Genomic DNA, 15,916 nt, shown 5'->3' with positions numbered 1-15,916 from the left:
CCGCGCCCGGCGGGCTCGCCCGCCGGGCTCAGGGGTGCGTCATCGACTCCACGTCGAGGGCCTCGTCGAGCTGGGCCTCGGTGAGCTCGCCGCGCTCGAGGAAGCCCATCGCGACGACGGTCTCGCGGATGGTGGCGCCGTCGGCGAGGGCCCGCTTGGCGACCGTCGCGGCGGCCTCGTAGCCGATGTGCTTGTTGAGCGGGGTCACCACGGAGGGCGAGGACTCGGCGTAGCCGCGCATGCGCCCGGCGTCGGCGGTGACGCCGTCGACGCAGCGACGCGCCAGCAGGGTCGAGGAGGTGGCGAGCAGGCGCACCGACTCCAGCAGGTTGCGCGCGATCACCGGCATCGCGACGTTGAGCTCGAAGGAGCCGCTGGCGCCGGCCACGGTGACGGTGGTGTCGTTGCCGATGACCTGGGCGCAGACCATGAGCGTGGCCTCGGGCAGGACCGGGTTGACCTTGCCGGGCATGATGCTCGAGCCGGGCTGGAGGTCGGGCAGGTGGATCTCCGCCAGACCCGTGGTGGGCCCCGAGGACATCCAGCGCAGGTCGTTGCAGATCTTGGTCAGGCCCACGGCGTAGGTGCGCAGCACCCCGGAGAGCTCGACGAGGGAGTCGCGGGTGCCCTGGGCCTCGAAGTGGTCGCGGGCCTCGGTGAAGGGCTGCCCGGTCTGCTCGCCGAGCAGCGCGATGGCGCGCTGCGGGAAGCCCCGCGGGGTGTTGATGCCGGTGCCGACGGCCGTGCCGCCCAGCGGCAGCTCGCGCACCCGGGGGAGCACCGACTCCAGCCGCTCCGCGGCGTAGCGCACCGTGGCGGCGTAGCCGCCGAGCTCCTGGCCGAGCATCACCGGGGTGGCGTCCATGAGGTGGGTGCGCCCCGACTTCACCAGCCCGGCGAACTCCTCGGCCTTGGCCTCCAGGGAGGAGGCCAGCACGTCGAGGGCGGGCAGCAGGTCCTCGGTGACGGCCAGGGTGGCCGCCACGTGGATCGCGGTCGGGAAGGTGTCGTTGCTCGACTGGCTGGCGTTGACGTGGTCGTTGGGGTGCACCTCGACGCCCGCGCGGGCGGCCAGCGAGGCGATCACCTCGTTGGCGTTCATGTTGGAGCTGGTGCCGGAGCCGGTCTGGAAGACATCGACGGGGAAGGCCTCGACGTGGGCGCCGGCGGCGACCTCGTCGGCGGCGGCCGCGATGGCGGCGGCCTGCTCCTCGGGCAGGATGCCCAGCGCGGCGTTGGCGCGCGCCGCGGCCGCCTTGACCTGGCCGATGGCCGCGACCAGCCGCGGCTCGATCGGCGTGCCGCTGATCGGGAAGTTCTCCACCGCACGCTGGGTCTGGGCCCGCCACAGCGCGTCGCGCGGCACCTCCACCTCGCCCATGCTGTCGTGCTCGACCCGCGTCGGCGGGCCGTCGGACGCGGGGGAGGTGCGGGTCGGGGAACCGGTGGGGAGGTCGGAGTCGCTCACACCTGGGACGGTACCCGCGAGACGTAGAGCCAGTACGTCTCCTCGCGCTCCTGCAGGCGCACGGGGAAGGGGCGCGCCTCGACCTCGCCGAGGACCGCGCGCATCGTCTCCTCCAGGCGTGGGGAGGCGTCGGCCGACCACACCACCAGCACCCCGCCGGGGCGCAGCACGCTGCGGGCCCGGTCGAGGAACGGCGCCTGGTAGAGCGAGGCGTTGGCGTCGTGCACGAGGTGGTCGGGTCCGTTGTCGACGTCGAGCAGCAGCAGGTCGTACGACGCGGGGCGCGCCTCGGCGAGGGCGACCGCGACGTCGGCCACCACCACGCGGGCCCGGGCGTCGGCCATCAGCGCGGGGCCGTGCGGCACGGTGCCGTCGCGCATCCAGGCGACCAGCGCCTCCTCGACCTCGACCACGGCGCAGCGCTCGACCCGGGGGTCGGCCAGCACCTCGTGCATCGTGTAGCCCAGGCCCAGACCACCGACGACGACGTCTCGGGGGTCGTCGCACAGCTCCAGCGCGGCACGGGCCAGCGCCCGCTCGGTGTGCACCTCCACGGTGTCCATGACGAAGACGCCGTTGGCGCGCAGCTCCAGCGCCCGCGAGCCGTCGTCGCCGCGGCGCTCGCGCAGCACCAGCTCGCCGCGCGCGCTCTCGGCGCGGGCGACCTCGACGTGGTGGACCTCGACGGGACCGGCTCCGGGCTGCACCCCGTCATCCTCGCCCATCGCGGGACGCGACGTCACCCGGGCGTCACACGGCCGTCACGCGGGGCTCAGGTCGCTCTCAGCCGGGCTCCCTACGGTGGTGGAGACGTCAACTACCGACCCCGTCGCACCCCCTGGAGGAACCCCCGTGTCGACCGTTCTCGGGAACCGTCTGCCCCCCGCCGCGCAGGACGTCGTGCTCCTGCTCGCCCGCCTGCTGCTCGGCGCCGTGCTCCTCGCCCACGGCTGGCAGAAGCTCGTCGACCAGGGCGTGGGCGCCACGGCCGACGGCTTCGCCCAGCTGGGCATCCCCGCCCCCACGGCCGCGGCCGTCTTCGCGGTCGTGGCCGAGCTCGGCGGCGGCGTCCTGCTCGTGCTCGGGCTGCTCACGCCGGTCGCCGGCCTGCTGGTGGCGGCCACGATGGCCGGCGCGTGGTGGTTCGTGCACCGCGGCAGCGGTCTCTTCGCCGCCGAGGGCGGCTGGGAGCTCGTGGCCGCGCTGGGGCTCGGCGCGCTCGTGCTCGGCGTCGTGCCGGGGCGACTCGCCCTCGACCACGTGCTCGCCGGCCGGGGAGCGCGCCGCGAGCCCGTCGCGGCCTGACCGGCCCACCCGGCCCGCCCACCCTTTGGGACCGGATCGGCCCCGGGACCCCCGGTGGGCTCGGGGCCGGGCCGGCGGCGCAGTACGTTCGAGACGGTCGGACCCGCCGACCGCGAGGAGGACCGATGAGCGACCACGAGGCCGGCACCGGCCAGGGATCCCAGCACGCGACGCCGAAGCCCGACGCCGCCGGCTCGAAGCTCTACACCGAGCACGACCCGGAGCGCGCCGCGGAGAAGGACAACGCCCACGAGCGCCCCGGTCCCGGCGACCAGGACGGCCAGCTCTCCGAGGTCGGCAACCTCGAGGACGCGGGCGACCCGATCATGCCCGACCAGGCCGTCGCCGGCGCCCCCGACGCCGAGAGCGGATCCGTCGACGAGGGTCCTGCGGGGCCCAACGCAAACCCCAACGCCGGCGCCCGACGTACCTGACCGGACCCCGCGACGCACGACGCCCCCGGACCGGACCGGTGCGGGGGCGTCGTGCGTCGCGGGGTCGGGCTACTCCTGCGAGCGCACCCGCAGGCCGGCGCCCAGGGCGCTCAGCGGCACGGTGACGGCGCCGGAGGGGTCGGTGAAGAAGTCGTTGCCCTTGTCATCGACGACGATGAAGGCCGGGAAGTCCTCGACCTCGATCTTCCACACCGCCTCCATGCCGAGCTCGGCGTACTCCAGCACCTCCACCGAGGTGATGCAGTCCTGGGCCAGCCGGGCGGCGGGTCCGCCGATGGAGCCGAGGTAGAAGCCGCCGTGGGCCTCGCACGACTCGGTGACCTGCTTCGAGCGGTTGCCCTTGGCCAGCATCACCTTCGAGCCGCCGGCGGCCTGGAAGGACCGCACGTAGGAGTCCATCCGCCCGGCGGTGGTGGGGCCGAAGGAGCCGGACGCCATGCCGTCGGGGGTCTTGGCGGGGCCGGCGTAGTAGACCGGGTGGTCCTGGAGGTACTGCGGCATCTCCTCGCCGGCGTCGAGGCGCTCCTGGATCTTGGCGTGCGCGATGTCGCGGGCGACCACCAGCGGGCCGGTGAGCGAGAGGCGGGTCTTGACCGGGTGGCGGGTGAGCTCGGCGAGGATCTCGTCCATCGGGCGGGTCAGGTCGATGCGCACGACGTCGCCGGCGCCGACGAGGTCCTGCACCTCCGGCTCGGGGAGGTACTGCGCGGGGTCGGTCTCCAGCTGCTCGAGGAAGACGCCCTCGGCGGTGATCTTGCCCAGCGCCTGGCGGTCGGCCGAGCAGGAGACGGCGATCGCGACCGGGCACGAGGCGCCGTGGCGCGGCAGGCGCACGACCCGCACGTCGTGGCAGAAGTACTTGCCGCCGAACTGCGCGCCGATCCCGAAGGACTGGGTCAGCTCGAAGACCTGCTCCTCCAGCTCGAGGTCGCGGAAGCCGTGGGCGCTCATCGAGCCCTCGGTGGGCAGGTTGTCGAGGTAGTGCGCCGAGGCGTACTTGGCGGTCTTGAGCGCGAACTCCGCGCTCGTGCCGCCGATGACCACGGCGAGGTGGTACGGCGGGCACGCGGCGGTGCCGAGGGAGCGGATCTTCTCGTCGAGGAACTCCAGCATCCGCTTCGGGTTGAGGATCGCCTTGGTCTCCTGGAAGAGGAACGACTTGTTGGCCGACCCACCGCCCTTGGCCATGAAGAGGAACTTGTACTCCGGCGATCCGTCGGCGGCGGGCGTGGAGTAGAGCTCGATCTGGGCCGGCAGGTTGCTGCCGGTGTTCTTCTCCTCGTAGGTGGTCAGCGGGGCCAGCTGGGAGTAGCGCAGGTTGAGCCGGGTGTAGGCGTCGAAGACGCCCCGGCTGATGGCCTCGCCGTCGTCGGCGCCGGTGAGCACGCCCTCGGACTTCTTGCCCATGACGATGGCGGTGCCGGTGTCCTGGCACATCGGCAGGACGCCGCCGGCGGAGATGTTGACGTTCTTGAGCAGGTCGAGCGCCACGAAGCGGTCGTTGCCGGAGGCCTCGGGGTCGTCGATGATCTTCCGCAGCTGGGCCAGGTGGGCCGGGCGCAGGTAGTGGCTGATGTCGTGCATCGCCTCGGCGGTCAGCCGCCGGATCGCCTCCGGCTCGACCTGGAGGAAGGTGCGCCCGCCGGCCTCGAAGGTGGAGACCCCCTCGTCGGTCACCAACCGGTAGGGCGTGTCGTCCTTGCCGGTGGGGAGGAGGTCGGAGTACCGGAAGTCGGGTTCGCTGGCCACGGGCCGCAAGGCTACGCCTGGGCGCGCCCCCGTGGGGCAGGACCCCGCTCCGCGGTCGACCCCTGGAAGGCGCCCGGAGCGGCTGCTACGGTCGACGGCGTCCACCACGGGAGCTCGCGGCAGCGAGCTGAGAGGGAGCTGAGCCGCTCCGACCGTCGAACCTGATCCGGGTCATGCCGGCGAAGGAAGCGAGGAGCAGCCGTGCTGTCGTCACGTCCCACCACCCGTCGTCCGAGCCCGCCGTCGAGCGCTCCGTCGAGCGCTCCGTCGAGTCCCCCGACAAGGGGGTGCGCCGGGGCTCCGCCCCGCTCGGCCCGGAGGGGCTGACCCGTGCGCGTGCGGGTGCTCGGCGCGGGGGTCGTCGGCCTGGCCTGCGCCGACGAGCTGGTGCGGCGCGGCCACGAGGTCGAGGTCGTCGACCCGGACCCCGGTGGCGGTGCGTCCTACGCCGCCGCGGGGATGCTCGCGCCCACCGCCGAGGTGTGGCACGGCGAGGAGGCGCTGCTCGACCTGGGCCTGCGCAGCCTCGCGCTGTGGCCGGCCGCCGCCCGCCGCTGGGGCGTCGCGCTGCGCACGGGCGGCACGCTCCTCGTCGGTCGTGACGACGCCGACCTCCAGCTGGTCGAGCGCCAGGCCGCGCTGCTGGCCCGCCTGGGCCGGCCCGTCGACGTCGTGGGCGGACGGGCCGCCCGCAGCCTCGAGCCGCGCCTCGGCGCCGGCGTCGCCGGAGCCGCCCTGCTGCCCGACGAGGGCAGCGTCGCCCCGCGCGAGGTCGTGGCCGCCCTGCTCGACCGGCACCGCGCCCGGCTCCTCCCGGCCCCGTCGGCGGCCCCGGTCGACCGCACGGTGGTCGCGACCGGGACCGCCGCGACCGGACTGGTGCGCGGCGTGCGCGGGGAGATCCTGCGGCTGCGCAGCGACGACCCGCCCGAGCGCACGGTGCGCGGGTGGGTCCACGGCGAGCCCGTCTACGTCGTGCCCCGCGCCGACGGCGAGGTGGTCGTCGGCGCGACCAGCGAGGAGCACGACGCGCCCCCGGTGGTCACCGCCGGCGGGGTGCGCCGCCTGCTCGAGGCCGCCTGCCGGCTGCTGCCCGGGCTCGACCGCGCCGAGCTGCTCGAGGCGACCGCCCGCGACCGTCCGGCCACGGCCGACAACCTGCCGCTCGTGGGGCCGGCCGGGCCGCGCTGGTCCGCGGGTCGGGCCGACGGCGGCCACGACGCGGGCACCGGCGGACACGAGACGCAGGGAGCCCGCGACACGGGCACCGACGGCGACACGGGCACCGACGGCGACACGGGCACCGACGGCGACACCGTGCTGGCCGTCGGTCTCTTCCGCCACGGCGTGCTGCTCGCCCCGCTCGTGGCCGCGCTGGTGGCCGATCACCTCGACCACGGCCACGTCGAGCCCGCCCTCGACCCGCGCCGCCCTCGACCCGCGCCGCCTCGACCCGCGCCGCCTCGACCCGCGCCGCCTCGACCCGCGCCGCCTCGATCGGCGCCGCCTCGATCCGCCGCCCGCGCCACCGCACCGCCACCCGACCGCCCCGGCACACCCCCACCCGACCGCCCCAGCACACCTCCACCCGGACGGAGACCGCCCATGACCCACGTCGTGCTCAACGGCGAGGCGCGCAGCCTCGACGACACCACCACGCTGGCCGAGCTGCTGGCCCCCACCGGCGCCGGGCGCGGCTGCGCGGTCGCCCTCAACGGCGTCGTCGTGCCCCGTGCGCAGCTGGCGGACCGGCGCCTCGCCGACGGCGACGTGGTCGAGGTCGTGACGGCGGTGCAGGGCGGATGAGCGCCGACGACGACCTCGTGGTCGGTGGCGTCGCGCTCGCCTCCCGGCTCCTGCTCGGCACCGGCGGTCTGCCCTCGGTGGCGTTGCTGCCCGCCGTGCTGGCGGCCGCCCGCCCCGGCCTGGTCACGGTGAGCATGCGGCGCACCGGCGCCCGGGGCCCCGGCGGGGTGCTTGACGTGCTCGACCGCGCCGGCGTGCGGGTGCTGCCCAACACCGCCGGCTGCACCACCGCCCGCGAGGCCGTGCTCACCGCGGAGCTGGCCCGCGAGGCGCTCGGCACCGACTGGGTCAAGCTCGAGGTCGTCGGCGACGAGGCCACGCTGATGCCCGACCCCGTCGAGCTGCTCGAGGCCGCCGGGACGCTGGTGCGCTCCGGCTTCACCGTGCTGCCCTACACCACCGACGACGCCGTCGTGGCGCGCCGGCTGGCCGACCTCGGCTGCGCCGCGGTGATGCCGCTGGGCTCGCCCATCGGCTCGGGGCTGGGCGTGCTCAACCCTCGTGCCATCGAGGCCCTGGTCGCCGCCGTCGACGTGCCGGTCGTGCTCGACGCGGGCGTCGGCACCGCCAGCGACGCCGCGCTCGCGCTCGAGCTGGGCTGCGACGCCGTCCTCGCCGCGACCGCCGTGACCCGCGCCGAGGACCCCGTGCGCATGGCGCGCGCCCTGCGGCTGGCCGTCGAGGCCGGTCACGCCGCGCGGCACGCCGGGCGGGTGCCCCGCCGGCGCAGGGCCCGGGCCTCCAGCCCCGTCGACGGCCGGATCGGGGCAGGGGCGTGAGCGCCCGGCCGACCCGCCCCTCGCCGTGGCCCGGACCCGGCGGACTGCCGCGCCTGCTGCTGCTCACCGACCGCTCTCAGCTGAGCCTGGGCCGGAGCCTGGTGGGCACCGTCGCGGAGTGCGTGGAGGCCGGCCTGCGCGCGGTGGTCGTGCGCGAGCCCGACCTGCACCCGCGTGCGCGCCACGCGCTCCTGGCCGCCCTCGCCCGGCTGCCCGGCCTGGTGGTGATCTCCTCGCGGCTGCCCGACCCCGCCGCCCACGGCGTGCACCTGGCCGCCCACCAGCGACCCGACCGCTGGGCGGCGTCGGCGGCCGGCCCGGTGGTGGGCCGCTCCTGCCACGCGGTGGGGGAGGTCCGCGCGGCGGCGGCCGAGGGCGCGGCGTACGTCGTGCTGTCGCCCTTCGGCGTCTCGCCGAGCAAGCCCGGCCACCTCCCGCCGCTGCCGCGGACCGCGTACGCCGAGGCAGCGGACGCCGGCGTGCCGGTGCTCGCCCTCGGCGGGATCGGCCGCGACGACGTGGCCGCCGCACTCGCCGCCGGCGCCCACGGGGTGGCCGTGATGGGGGGCGTCATGCGCGCCCGCGACCCCGCCGCCGAGGTGGCCGCCCTGCTGGCCCGGCTGCCCCCGCCCGCCTCCCGGCCGCCCGCCTCCCAGCCGCCCGCCTCCCAGCCACCCGGGGGCCCACCTCCCGCCCCCGGCCGCCCACGTCCCACCCGCCCGAGCGCGAGCTGTGACGCCCCGTCAGCCGCTCTGCCGGCCCGCCGGCCCCCCTGCTGACCCGTCACGACGGAGCGGTGGACGAGCGGACCGTGCGTGGCAGCGCGCGGCCCCCGACCCGACCCCGACCCGACCCCGACCCCGACCCGGCCCAGCCCTGACCAGCCCTGACCTGACCAGCCCTGACCTGACCTGACCCGACCTGACCAGACCTGACCCGAGGAGCCCACCATGACCACCCACCCCGCCCACACCCGTGTGCTGACCGAGGCCGGCACGCCGGTGACCCGCGTGGCGCTGACCAACGGCGAGACCTTCGACCGCTACTGCACGGCCGGGCCCGGCTGCGACCCCGAGGTCGGCCTCCCGCGGCTGCGCGCCGAGTGGATCGCGGCGCGCGGCGACACCGAGACCTACGCCGGGCGCACCCCGCAGCTGCTCGACGACGGACGGGGCGCGGTGCGGCGCGGCGCGGCCACCGACGCGTGGCGCGGCCCGCAGGCGCAGCCCCGCCGCGCCGTGCCCGGGGCACGGGTGACGCAGCTGCACTACGCGCGCCGGGGCGAGGTGACCCGGGAGATGGAGTACGTCGCGGCGCGCGAGGGCTGCGACGTCGAGCTGGTGCGCAGCGAGGTCGCCGCGGGCCGCGCGATCATCCCGCTCAACGTCAACCACCCCGAGGCCGAGCCGATGGTCATCGGGCGCCGCTTCCTGGTGAAGGTCAACGCCAACATCGGCAACTCCGCGGTCACCAGCTCGATCGCCGAGGAGGTCGAGAAGCTCACCTGGGCCACCACCTGGGGCGCCGACACGGTGATGGACCTCTCGACCGGTGACGACATCCACACCACGCGGGAGTGGATCGTGCGCAGCTCGCCGGTGCCGATCGGCACCGTGCCGATCTACCAGGCGCTGGAGAAGGTCGGCGGCGAGGCCGACCGGCTGACCTGGGAGGTCTACCGCGACACCGTCGTCGAGCAGTGCGAGCAGGGCGTCGACTACATGACCGTGCACGCCGGGGTGCTGCTGCGCCACGTGCCGCTCACCGCGCGCCGCGTCACCGGCATCGTCAGCCGCGGCGGCTCCATCATGGCCGGCTGGTGCCTGGCCCACCACGAGGAGAACTTCCTCTTCACCCGCTTCGAGGAGCTCTGCGAGATCCTCGCCGCCTACGACGTGAGCATCAGCCTTGGCGACGGCCTGCGCCCCGGGTCGGTCGCCGACGCCAACGACGAGGCCCAGCTGGCCGAGCTGCGCACGCTGGCCGAGCTCACCACCCGCGCCTGGGAGCACGACGTGCAGGTGATGGTGGAGGGGCCCGGCCACGTGCCGCTGCACCTGGTGGAGGAGAACGTGCGCCTGCAGCAGGAGTGGTGCCACGGCGCGCCCTTCTACACCCTCGGCCCCCTCGCCACCGACGTCGCGCCCGGCTACGACCACATCACCAGCGCCATCGGCGCCGCGGCCATCGCCATGCACGGCACCGCCATGCTCTGCTACGTCACGCCCAAGGAGCACCTCGGCCTGCCCGACCGCGACGACGTGAAGACCGGCGTCATCACCTACAAGCTCGCCGCCCACGCCGCCGACGTCGCCAAGGGCCACCCCGGCGCGCGCGACTGGGACGACGCGCTGTCGCGGGCGCGCTTCGAGTTCCGCTGGCACGACCAGTTCGCGCTCTCCCTCGACCCCCGCACCGCGCAGGCCTTCCACGACGAGACCCTGCCGGCGGAGAACGCCAAGACCGCCCACTTCTGCTCGATGTGCGGGCCGAAGTTCTGCTCCATGCGGATCAGCCAGGACGTGCGCGACCGCTTCGGCACCCCCGACGCCCAGGCCGACCCCGACCTCGACCCGGCCGCCGGCATGGCGCGGATGTCGGCGCAGTTCGTCGAGCTCGGCGGCACGGTCTACGTCGAGCCCGGGGCGGGCCCGACCGGGGAGGGCCGCGTCCACGACGTGTGACCTGCCTCGCGCAACCGCTTGCGCTGCCCTAGGGTGACCCGAGTCACTTCACAACGGATCGTCCGGCACGTACCTGCCGGTGAAGGGAGCTGGTCATCATGGCCTCAGTGACGTTCGAGAAGGCACAGCGCTGGTACCCCGGGGCGGACAAGCCCGCGGTGCCCGGCATCGACCTGGAGGTGCGCGACGGGGAGTTCATGGTCCTCGTCGGCCCGTCGGGGTGCGGCAAGTCCACCACCCTCCGCATGCTCGCCGGGCTGGAGGAGGTCAACTCCGGCACCATCCGCATCGGCGACCGCGACATCACCACGATGCCGCCCAAGGACCGCGACATCGCGATGGTGTTCCAGAACTACGCGCTCTACCCCCACATGACCGTGGCCGAGAACATGGGCTTCGCGCTCAAGATGGCCAAGGTCCCCACCGCCGAGCGCGACAAGCGCGTCAAGGAGGCCGCCGCCATCCTCGGCCTCGAGGAGTACCTCGAGCGCAAGCCCAAGGCGCTCTCCGGCGGTCAGCGCCAGCGCGTGGCCATGGGTCGTGCGATCGTGCGCCAGCCGCAGGTCTTCTGCATGGACGAGCCGCTGTCGAACCTCGACGCCAAGATGCGCGTGCAGACCCGCACCGACATCGCCCGGCTGCAGGCCGACCTCGGCGTCACGACCGTCTACGTCACCCACGACCAGGTCGAGGCCATGACCATGGGCGACCGCGTCGCGGTGATGAAGGACGGCTACATCCAGCAGGTCGACACGCCCCTGGCGCTCTACGACCGGCCCGCCAACCTCTTCGTCGCCGGCTTCATCGGCTCCCCGCAGATGAACCTGCTGGAGGCCACCGCCGTCGAGGGCAAGGCGCAGATCGGCGACTACCAGGTGCCGGTCGACCCGACCGCCGCCCAGGTCATGCGCGGCAACGTCACGGTCGGCGTGCGCCCCGAGTCGTGGCGCATCGTCGACGAGGGCGAGGGCGGCCTGCCCGTGCGGGTGACGGTCGTCGAGGAGCTCGGCGCCGACGCCTTCGTCTACGGCACCAGCGGGGTGGAGGGCACGCCCAACAACATCATCGTGCGCGTCAACGGCCGCGACCACGTGCACAAGGGCGAGACGATCTACGTCACGACCGACCCCCAGCACGTGCACGTCTTCGACACCGACACCGGGGAGCGGCTCTCCGCCTGAGCCGCAGGCCCCCGACGTACGACGAGACCGGCGCGTCCCCCGCGGGGGGCGCGCCGGTCTCGCGTCGTGCGGGTCGGCTCAGCCCGGGGTGGGCTCGAGGGCCCGGGCGGGCACCTCGCCGGCGTGGTCGTGGTCGATGGTGAGGTTCTCACCCGTGCTCGGGTCGAAGAGGTGCATCTTGGAGGTGTCGACCCAGATCTCGGCCTCGTCGCCCTCCGCGATCCGGCTGGAGCCGTCGAGCCCGACCACCAGCTGGGTGCGCAGCGACTCCCCGTCGAGGTCGCGCTCGAGCTGCTGCAGCTGCTGCTGCACCTCCGGCGGGGCCTCGAAGGGGATGTAGGCGTAGGCCTCGTTGCCCAGCCACTCCACGACCTCGACGGTCGCGCGGAAGGTGGAGCCCTCGCGCCCGGCGTCGACCACGGAGGCGTCCTCGAAGGCCTCGGGGCGGATGCCCGCGATGAGCAGGCCCTTGCCGGCGACCCGCTCGGCCTTCTCGGCCGAGATCTGCACGCTGCCGAAGGGCAGCGTGACGGTGGTGCCGTCGACCTCGGCGGGCAGGAAGTTCATCGGCGGGGAGCCGATGAAGCCGGCCACGAAGAGGTTGCACGGGTTGCCGTAGAGCTCGCGCGGGCTGGCCAGCTGCTGGAGCAGGCCGCGCTTGAGCACCGCGACGCGGTCGCCCAGGGTCATCGCCTCGGTCTGGTCGTGGGTGACGTAGACGGTGGTGATGCCCAGCTTCTTCTGCAGCCGCGCGATCTCGCTGCGCATCTGTCCGCGCAGCTTGGCGTCGAGGTTCGACAGCGGCTCGTCGAAGAGGAAGGCGTCGGCGTCGCGCACGATCGCGCGCCCCATCGCCACCCGCTGGCGCTGGCCGCCCGAGAGGTTGGCCGGCTTGCGCTCGAGGTGCTCGTCGAGCTCGAGGGTCTTCGAGGCCTCGCGCACCTTGGCGTCGACCTCCTCGTCCTTGGCCCCGGCCAGGCGCAGCGGGAACGCGATGTTCTCGTAGACGCTGAGGTGGGGGTAGAGGGCGTAGTTCTGGAAGACCATGGCCAGGTTGCGGTCGCGCGGGGCCAGGTCGTTGACCCGCTTCTCGCCGATGACCATGTCGCCGGAGGTGATGTCCTCCAGACCCACGATCATCCGCAGCAGCGTCGACTTCCCGCAGCCCGAGGGGCCCACGAGGATGACGAACTCCCCGTCGGCGATGTCGATCGACACGTCGTTCACGGCCGGGAAGCCGTCGCCGTACTTCTTGACGATGTTCTTCATCTGGATGGAAGCCACGACGAGGTCACCCCTTCACCGCGCCGGACGTCAGCCCGGCCACGATCTTGCGCTGGAAAATCAGGACGATGATGACGATCGGGATCGTCGCTATGACGGCTCCCGCGGCCAGCAGCGAGGCCGGCCGGTTGAACGGGTCGGCGCCGACGAAGAAGGACAGCGACGCCGGGATGGGCCGGGCCGCCTCCGTCGAGGTCAGGGTGATGCCGAAGACGAAGTCGTTCCAGGCGAAGAAGAACGTCAGGATCGCCGCGGTGAAGACCCCGGGCGCCGCGAGCGGCACGATCACCTTGCGGAAGGCCTGCCACGACGTGGCGCCGTCGACCTGGGCCGCCTGCTCCATCTCCCACGGGATCTCGCGGAAGAAGGCCGACAGGGTCCAGATCGCCAGCGGCAGCGTGAAGGACATGTAGGGGATGATCAGGCCGGGCCAGGTGTCGTAGAGCCCGATCGCGCGCCACATGTCGAACAGCGGGCTGACCAGCGAGACCACCGGGAACATCGCGATGGCCAGTGCCGTGGTCAGCACCAGCTTCTTGCCGCGGAACTCCAGGCGGGCGATGGCGTAGGCGGCCAGCGTCGCCAGGATCACCGACAGCGTGGTCGAGATCAGGCTGATGCCCAGGGAGTTGACGATCGCGCGACGGAACTGGTCGTTGGCCCAGGCGTCGCGGTAGTTGTCGAGGCCGGCGAACGCGCCGTCGGCCGGGAAGAAGCCCGGGCTGCCGTTGGTGACCGCGACGGCGTCCTTGAAGGACAGCGAGACGATCCACACCACCGGCAGCAGGCACCACACGAGGATCAGGCCGACGCCGACCACGAGTCCGATCTTCTGCTTCATGCCGCTCACCCCTCTCCTCGTGCCTTGGCCAGGTCGACCCGGAACAGCTTGACGATCAGGAAGGCCACCAGCAGCACCGAGAGGAACAGCAGCACCGACAGGGCCGAGCCCATGCCGAGCTGGAACTGCTCGATGGTCTGGCGGTAGACCAGGAACGAGATCGACTCGGTGCCCACGGCACCGCTGGTCATGACGAAGATGTTGTCGAAGATCCGGTAGGCGTCGAGGGCGCGGAAGAGCACCGCGACCATGATCGCCGCACGCATGTTGGGCAGGATCACCCGCCACAGCCGCTGCCACCAGGTGGCCCCGTCGACCTTGGCCGCCTCGATCATGTCGTCGCTGACCTGCGCCAGGCCGGCCAGCAGCAGCAGCGACATGAAGGGCGTGGTCTTCCAGATCTCCGAGACCATGATCGCGATGACCGCGGGCGTGGTCTCGCCGAACCAGTTGAAGGAGTCGCTGATCCCCGGCAGCCAGCCGTTGATGAAGCCGTTCTGGTAGGTGAACGCGAACTGCCAGGCGAAGCCGGAGACCACGGTGATGATGCCGTAGGGGATCAGGATCGAGGTCCGGATGATGCCGCGGGCGAAGACCACGCGGTGCATGACCATCGCGAAGGCGAAGCCGATCACCAGCTCGATGGCGACCGTGACCACCATGTAGAGGACGGTCACGCCGATGTCGCGCCAGAACAGGCCGTCGGTCAGGGCCGTGACGTAGTTGTCGATCCCGATGAACGCGCGGTCCTCGGGCGAGGTCAGCGAGTAGGTGTAGAACGACAGGTAGAGCGCGCGCAGGATCGGGAACGCCGTGACCAGCAGCATGATGACCACGGCCGGGGCGACCAGCCGCTGGCCGAGGCGCTGCTCGTGACGGGCCCGGTCGGAGAGCTCCGGGCGCTTGTCCTTGCGCTTGTCGCGGCGGTTGTCGGTGGCCTCGCGCTCCTCGCCCCGGGCCGGGGGCGCCACGGCGCTCACAGCAGGGCCTCCGAGCGCAGGACCTCACGCAGGTAGTCCGCCGACTCGGCGGGCGTGGTGTCGGGGTCGACCTCGGTGGGGGAGTGCCACGAGGCCTGGATCGCACCCGAGATGAGGTTGTAGTAGGCGCTCTTGGGCCGCGGGGCGCCGGCCTCGAGGCTCTCCTGGAAGAGGGTCAGCAGGCTGGGGTCGAAGGCGTCGACGAGCTCCTGGGCGTCGTAGACCGACTGCCGCGAGGGCATCAGGCCGTCGGTGACGGCCAGCTGCTGCTGGGCCTCGGGGGAGGACACGCACTGCGCGGCCTCGAAGGCCCAGTCCTTGTTCTCGGTGAACTCCCCGACCGCGATGTCGATGCCGCCGACCGGGGGCCGGGACTCCTCGCCCTCGACGGTCTGGGGGTAGCGCGCCCAGCCCAGGTCGTCGAACTGCTCCTGGGTGAAGGCGCCGCCCTCGGTGGGCTCGTAGTTCTTGTAGACGAAGGTCCAGTTGGTCATGAACTCACCCGGCCCGTCGAACATGAAGGGCAGGCTGGTGCCCTCGCGGGAGACCGACAGGTCGGGCTGGGCGGCGCCCGACTCGGCGAGCTCCTGCACGACCGTGGCGGCGGCCCGGCCGGCCTCGGAGTCGATGTCGACCTGGGCCTCGCTGCCGGCCTCGGTGTCGGAGACGATGTCGCCCCCGGCGCCGGCGACCAGCGAGTTGATCCACACCATGTAGGCCTCGTAGCGGTCGGCCTGCACGCCGACGGTGCCGCCCTGGTCGGCGGCGGCCTCGATGACCTGCGACCAAGTGACCGGCCGGCTCATGTCGAGGCCGGCGGCATCTGCCAGCGACTTGCGGTACCAGAGCACCTGGGTGTTGGCCCACTGCGGCGCGGCGTAGACGCCGTCGTCCCAGCGCACGGTCTCGGCGGGGCCGGAGAGCACGTCGTCGTCGACGACCTGCGAGGCCAGCCCCTCGGGCCACTCCGCGATCCACCCGGCGTTGGCGAACTCCGGCACGAAGACCGGGTCGAGGCTCATCAGGTTGGTCTCGGAGTCGGAGGCCGCGAGGCGCCGGGCCAGCTGCGTGCGCTGGTCGGTGGCGCCGGTGGGCAGCAGCTGGATCTCGATGTCGTAGTCGTCGGTGCTGCAGTCGGCGGCGAGCTGGGTGAGCGTGGCCTGGCCGTCGGGGTTGATGTACCAGTTCAGCACCGGCTTGCCGTCGCTGCCGCAGGCGGCCAGCAGGCTCGAGGCCAGCGCCAGGCCGGCCAGGCCCGCGGTCGCGCGGCGCGGCCGTCGGGCCGCACGGGGGAGCCGGGAGCGGTGCGGGGGCGCGGGGAGGGGAGTGTCACCGCCCCCCGCGCTGGTGGAGGGTGGGGCGCTTCGATGCATGGGGGAGCCTC

The 15,916-nt window shown here is 73.5% G+C and carries 14 protein-coding genes and 1 riboswitch; of the genes, 7 read left to right on the top strand and 7 right to left on the bottom strand.

What is annotated here, in order from left to right; translation table 11 throughout:
• Window positions 1-28 precede the first annotated feature (28 nt).
• Both LPA27_RS02245 and LPA27_RS02240 read right to left on the bottom strand, forming a co-directional pair.
• The gene (locus LPA27_RS02245; protein WP_267477173.1) at window positions 29-1,468 is read right to left on the bottom strand and encodes a class II fumarate hydratase; all 1,440 of its coding nucleotides are present in this window, start codon (window positions 1,466-1,468) and stop codon (window positions 29-31) included.
• Complete coding sequence (locus LPA27_RS02240) at window positions 1,465-2,175, bottom strand: hypothetical protein (protein ID WP_228941356.1); 711 nt, start codon at window positions 2,173-2,175, stop codon at window positions 1,465-1,467. Before LPA27_RS02240 ends, LPA27_RS02245 begins: the two co-directional genes overlap by 4 nt.
• Window positions 2,176-2,320: 145 nt before the next feature.
• On the opposite strand from LPA27_RS02240, the gene LPA27_RS02235 reads away from it, so the two are divergent.
• Together LPA27_RS02235 and LPA27_RS02230 are read left to right on the top strand one after the other, a co-directional pair.
• Complete coding sequence (locus LPA27_RS02235) at window positions 2,321-2,773, top strand: DoxX family protein (protein ID WP_228941355.1); 453 nt, start codon at window positions 2,321-2,323, stop codon at window positions 2,771-2,773.
• A gap of 125 nt (window positions 2,774-2,898) precedes the next feature.
• On the top strand, window positions 2,899-3,207 hold the full coding sequence (locus tag LPA27_RS02230) for a hypothetical protein (RefSeq protein WP_056862204.1): 309 nt from the start codon (window positions 2,899-2,901) through the stop codon (window positions 3,205-3,207).
• A 69-nt stretch (window positions 3,208-3,276) separates the two neighbouring features.
• Here the strand turns inward: LPA27_RS02230 and LPA27_RS02225 are convergent, their stop codons facing one another.
• Entirely contained in the window at window positions 3,277-4,977 is a 1,701-nt protein-coding gene (locus LPA27_RS02225; RefSeq protein ID WP_200918912.1) for a fumarate hydratase, read from the bottom strand.
• A gap of 96 nt (window positions 4,978-5,073) precedes the next feature.
• Window positions 5,074-5,183: riboswitch (TPP riboswitch) on the top strand.
• A gap of 124 nt (window positions 5,184-5,307) precedes the next feature.
• On the opposite strand from LPA27_RS02225, the gene thiS reads away from it, so the two are divergent.
• From thiS to LPA27_RS02200, 5 genes are all read left to right on the top strand, one after another.
• Window positions 5,308-6,783 carry a sulfur carrier protein ThiS gene (gene thiS, locus LPA27_RS02220; RefSeq protein ID WP_228941354.1) on the top strand — a complete coding sequence of 492 codons (1,476 nt, stop codon included), beginning with the start codon at window positions 5,308-5,310 and terminating at the stop codon, window positions 6,781-6,783.
• On the top strand, window positions 6,780-7,562 hold the full coding sequence (locus LPA27_RS02215; RefSeq protein WP_228941353.1) for a thiazole synthase: 783 nt from the start codon (window positions 6,780-6,782) through the stop codon (window positions 7,560-7,562). Before thiS ends, LPA27_RS02215 begins: the two co-directional genes overlap by 4 nt.
• Window positions 7,559-8,341 carry a thiamine phosphate synthase gene (locus tag LPA27_RS02210; protein WP_228941352.1) on the top strand — a complete coding sequence of 261 codons (783 nt, stop codon included), beginning with the start codon at window positions 7,559-7,561 and terminating at the stop codon, window positions 8,339-8,341. Before LPA27_RS02215 ends, LPA27_RS02210 begins: the two co-directional genes overlap by 4 nt.
• Window positions 8,342-8,512: 171 nt before the next feature.
• Window positions 8,513-10,246 carry a phosphomethylpyrimidine synthase ThiC gene (gene thiC / locus LPA27_RS02205; protein ID WP_228941351.1) on the top strand — a complete coding sequence of 578 codons (1,734 nt, stop codon included), beginning with the start codon at window positions 8,513-8,515 and terminating at the stop codon, window positions 10,244-10,246.
• A gap of 98 nt (window positions 10,247-10,344) precedes the next feature.
• Window positions 10,345-11,427: an ABC transporter ATP-binding protein gene (locus tag LPA27_RS02200; protein ID WP_228941350.1), complete on the top strand. Its 1,083-nt coding sequence runs from the start codon at window positions 10,345-10,347 to the stop codon at window positions 11,425-11,427.
• Window positions 11,428-11,505: 78 nt separating this feature from the next.
• On the opposite strand, the gene LPA27_RS02195 is transcribed toward LPA27_RS02200, so the two are convergent.
• The 4 genes from LPA27_RS02195 to LPA27_RS02180 are packed head-to-tail and all read right to left on the bottom strand — an operon-like array spanning window position 11,506 to window position 15,905.
• Window positions 11,506-12,711 (bottom strand): ABC transporter ATP-binding protein, encoded by a 1,206-nt coding sequence (locus LPA27_RS02195; RefSeq protein ID WP_056862212.1) that lies wholly within the window; start codon window positions 12,709-12,711, stop codon window positions 11,506-11,508.
• 7 nt (window positions 12,712-12,718) lie between these two features.
• A complete protein-coding gene (locus tag LPA27_RS02190) occupies window positions 12,719-13,552 on the bottom strand; it encodes a carbohydrate ABC transporter permease (RefSeq protein ID WP_228941349.1) in 834 nt (277 codons plus the stop codon).
• 5 nt (window positions 13,553-13,557) lie between these two features.
• Window positions 13,558-14,532 carry a carbohydrate ABC transporter permease gene (locus LPA27_RS02185; RefSeq protein WP_228941348.1) on the bottom strand — a complete coding sequence of 325 codons (975 nt, stop codon included), beginning with the start codon at window positions 14,530-14,532 and terminating at the stop codon, window positions 13,558-13,560.
• A complete protein-coding gene (locus LPA27_RS02180) occupies window positions 14,529-15,905 on the bottom strand; it encodes an extracellular solute-binding protein (RefSeq protein WP_228941347.1) in 1,377 nt (458 codons plus the stop codon). The genes LPA27_RS02185 and LPA27_RS02180 overlap by 4 nt, the downstream gene beginning before the upstream one ends.
• Between the last annotated feature and the right edge of the window lie 11 nt (window positions 15,906-15,916).

Source organism: Nocardioides sp. Leaf374 (assembly GCF_916862475.1).
Taxonomy (GTDB): Bacteria; Actinomycetota; Actinomycetes; order Propionibacteriales; family Nocardioidaceae; genus Nocardioides; species Nocardioides kribbensis.
This window is presented reverse-complemented; position numbering and strand designations above follow the sequence as displayed.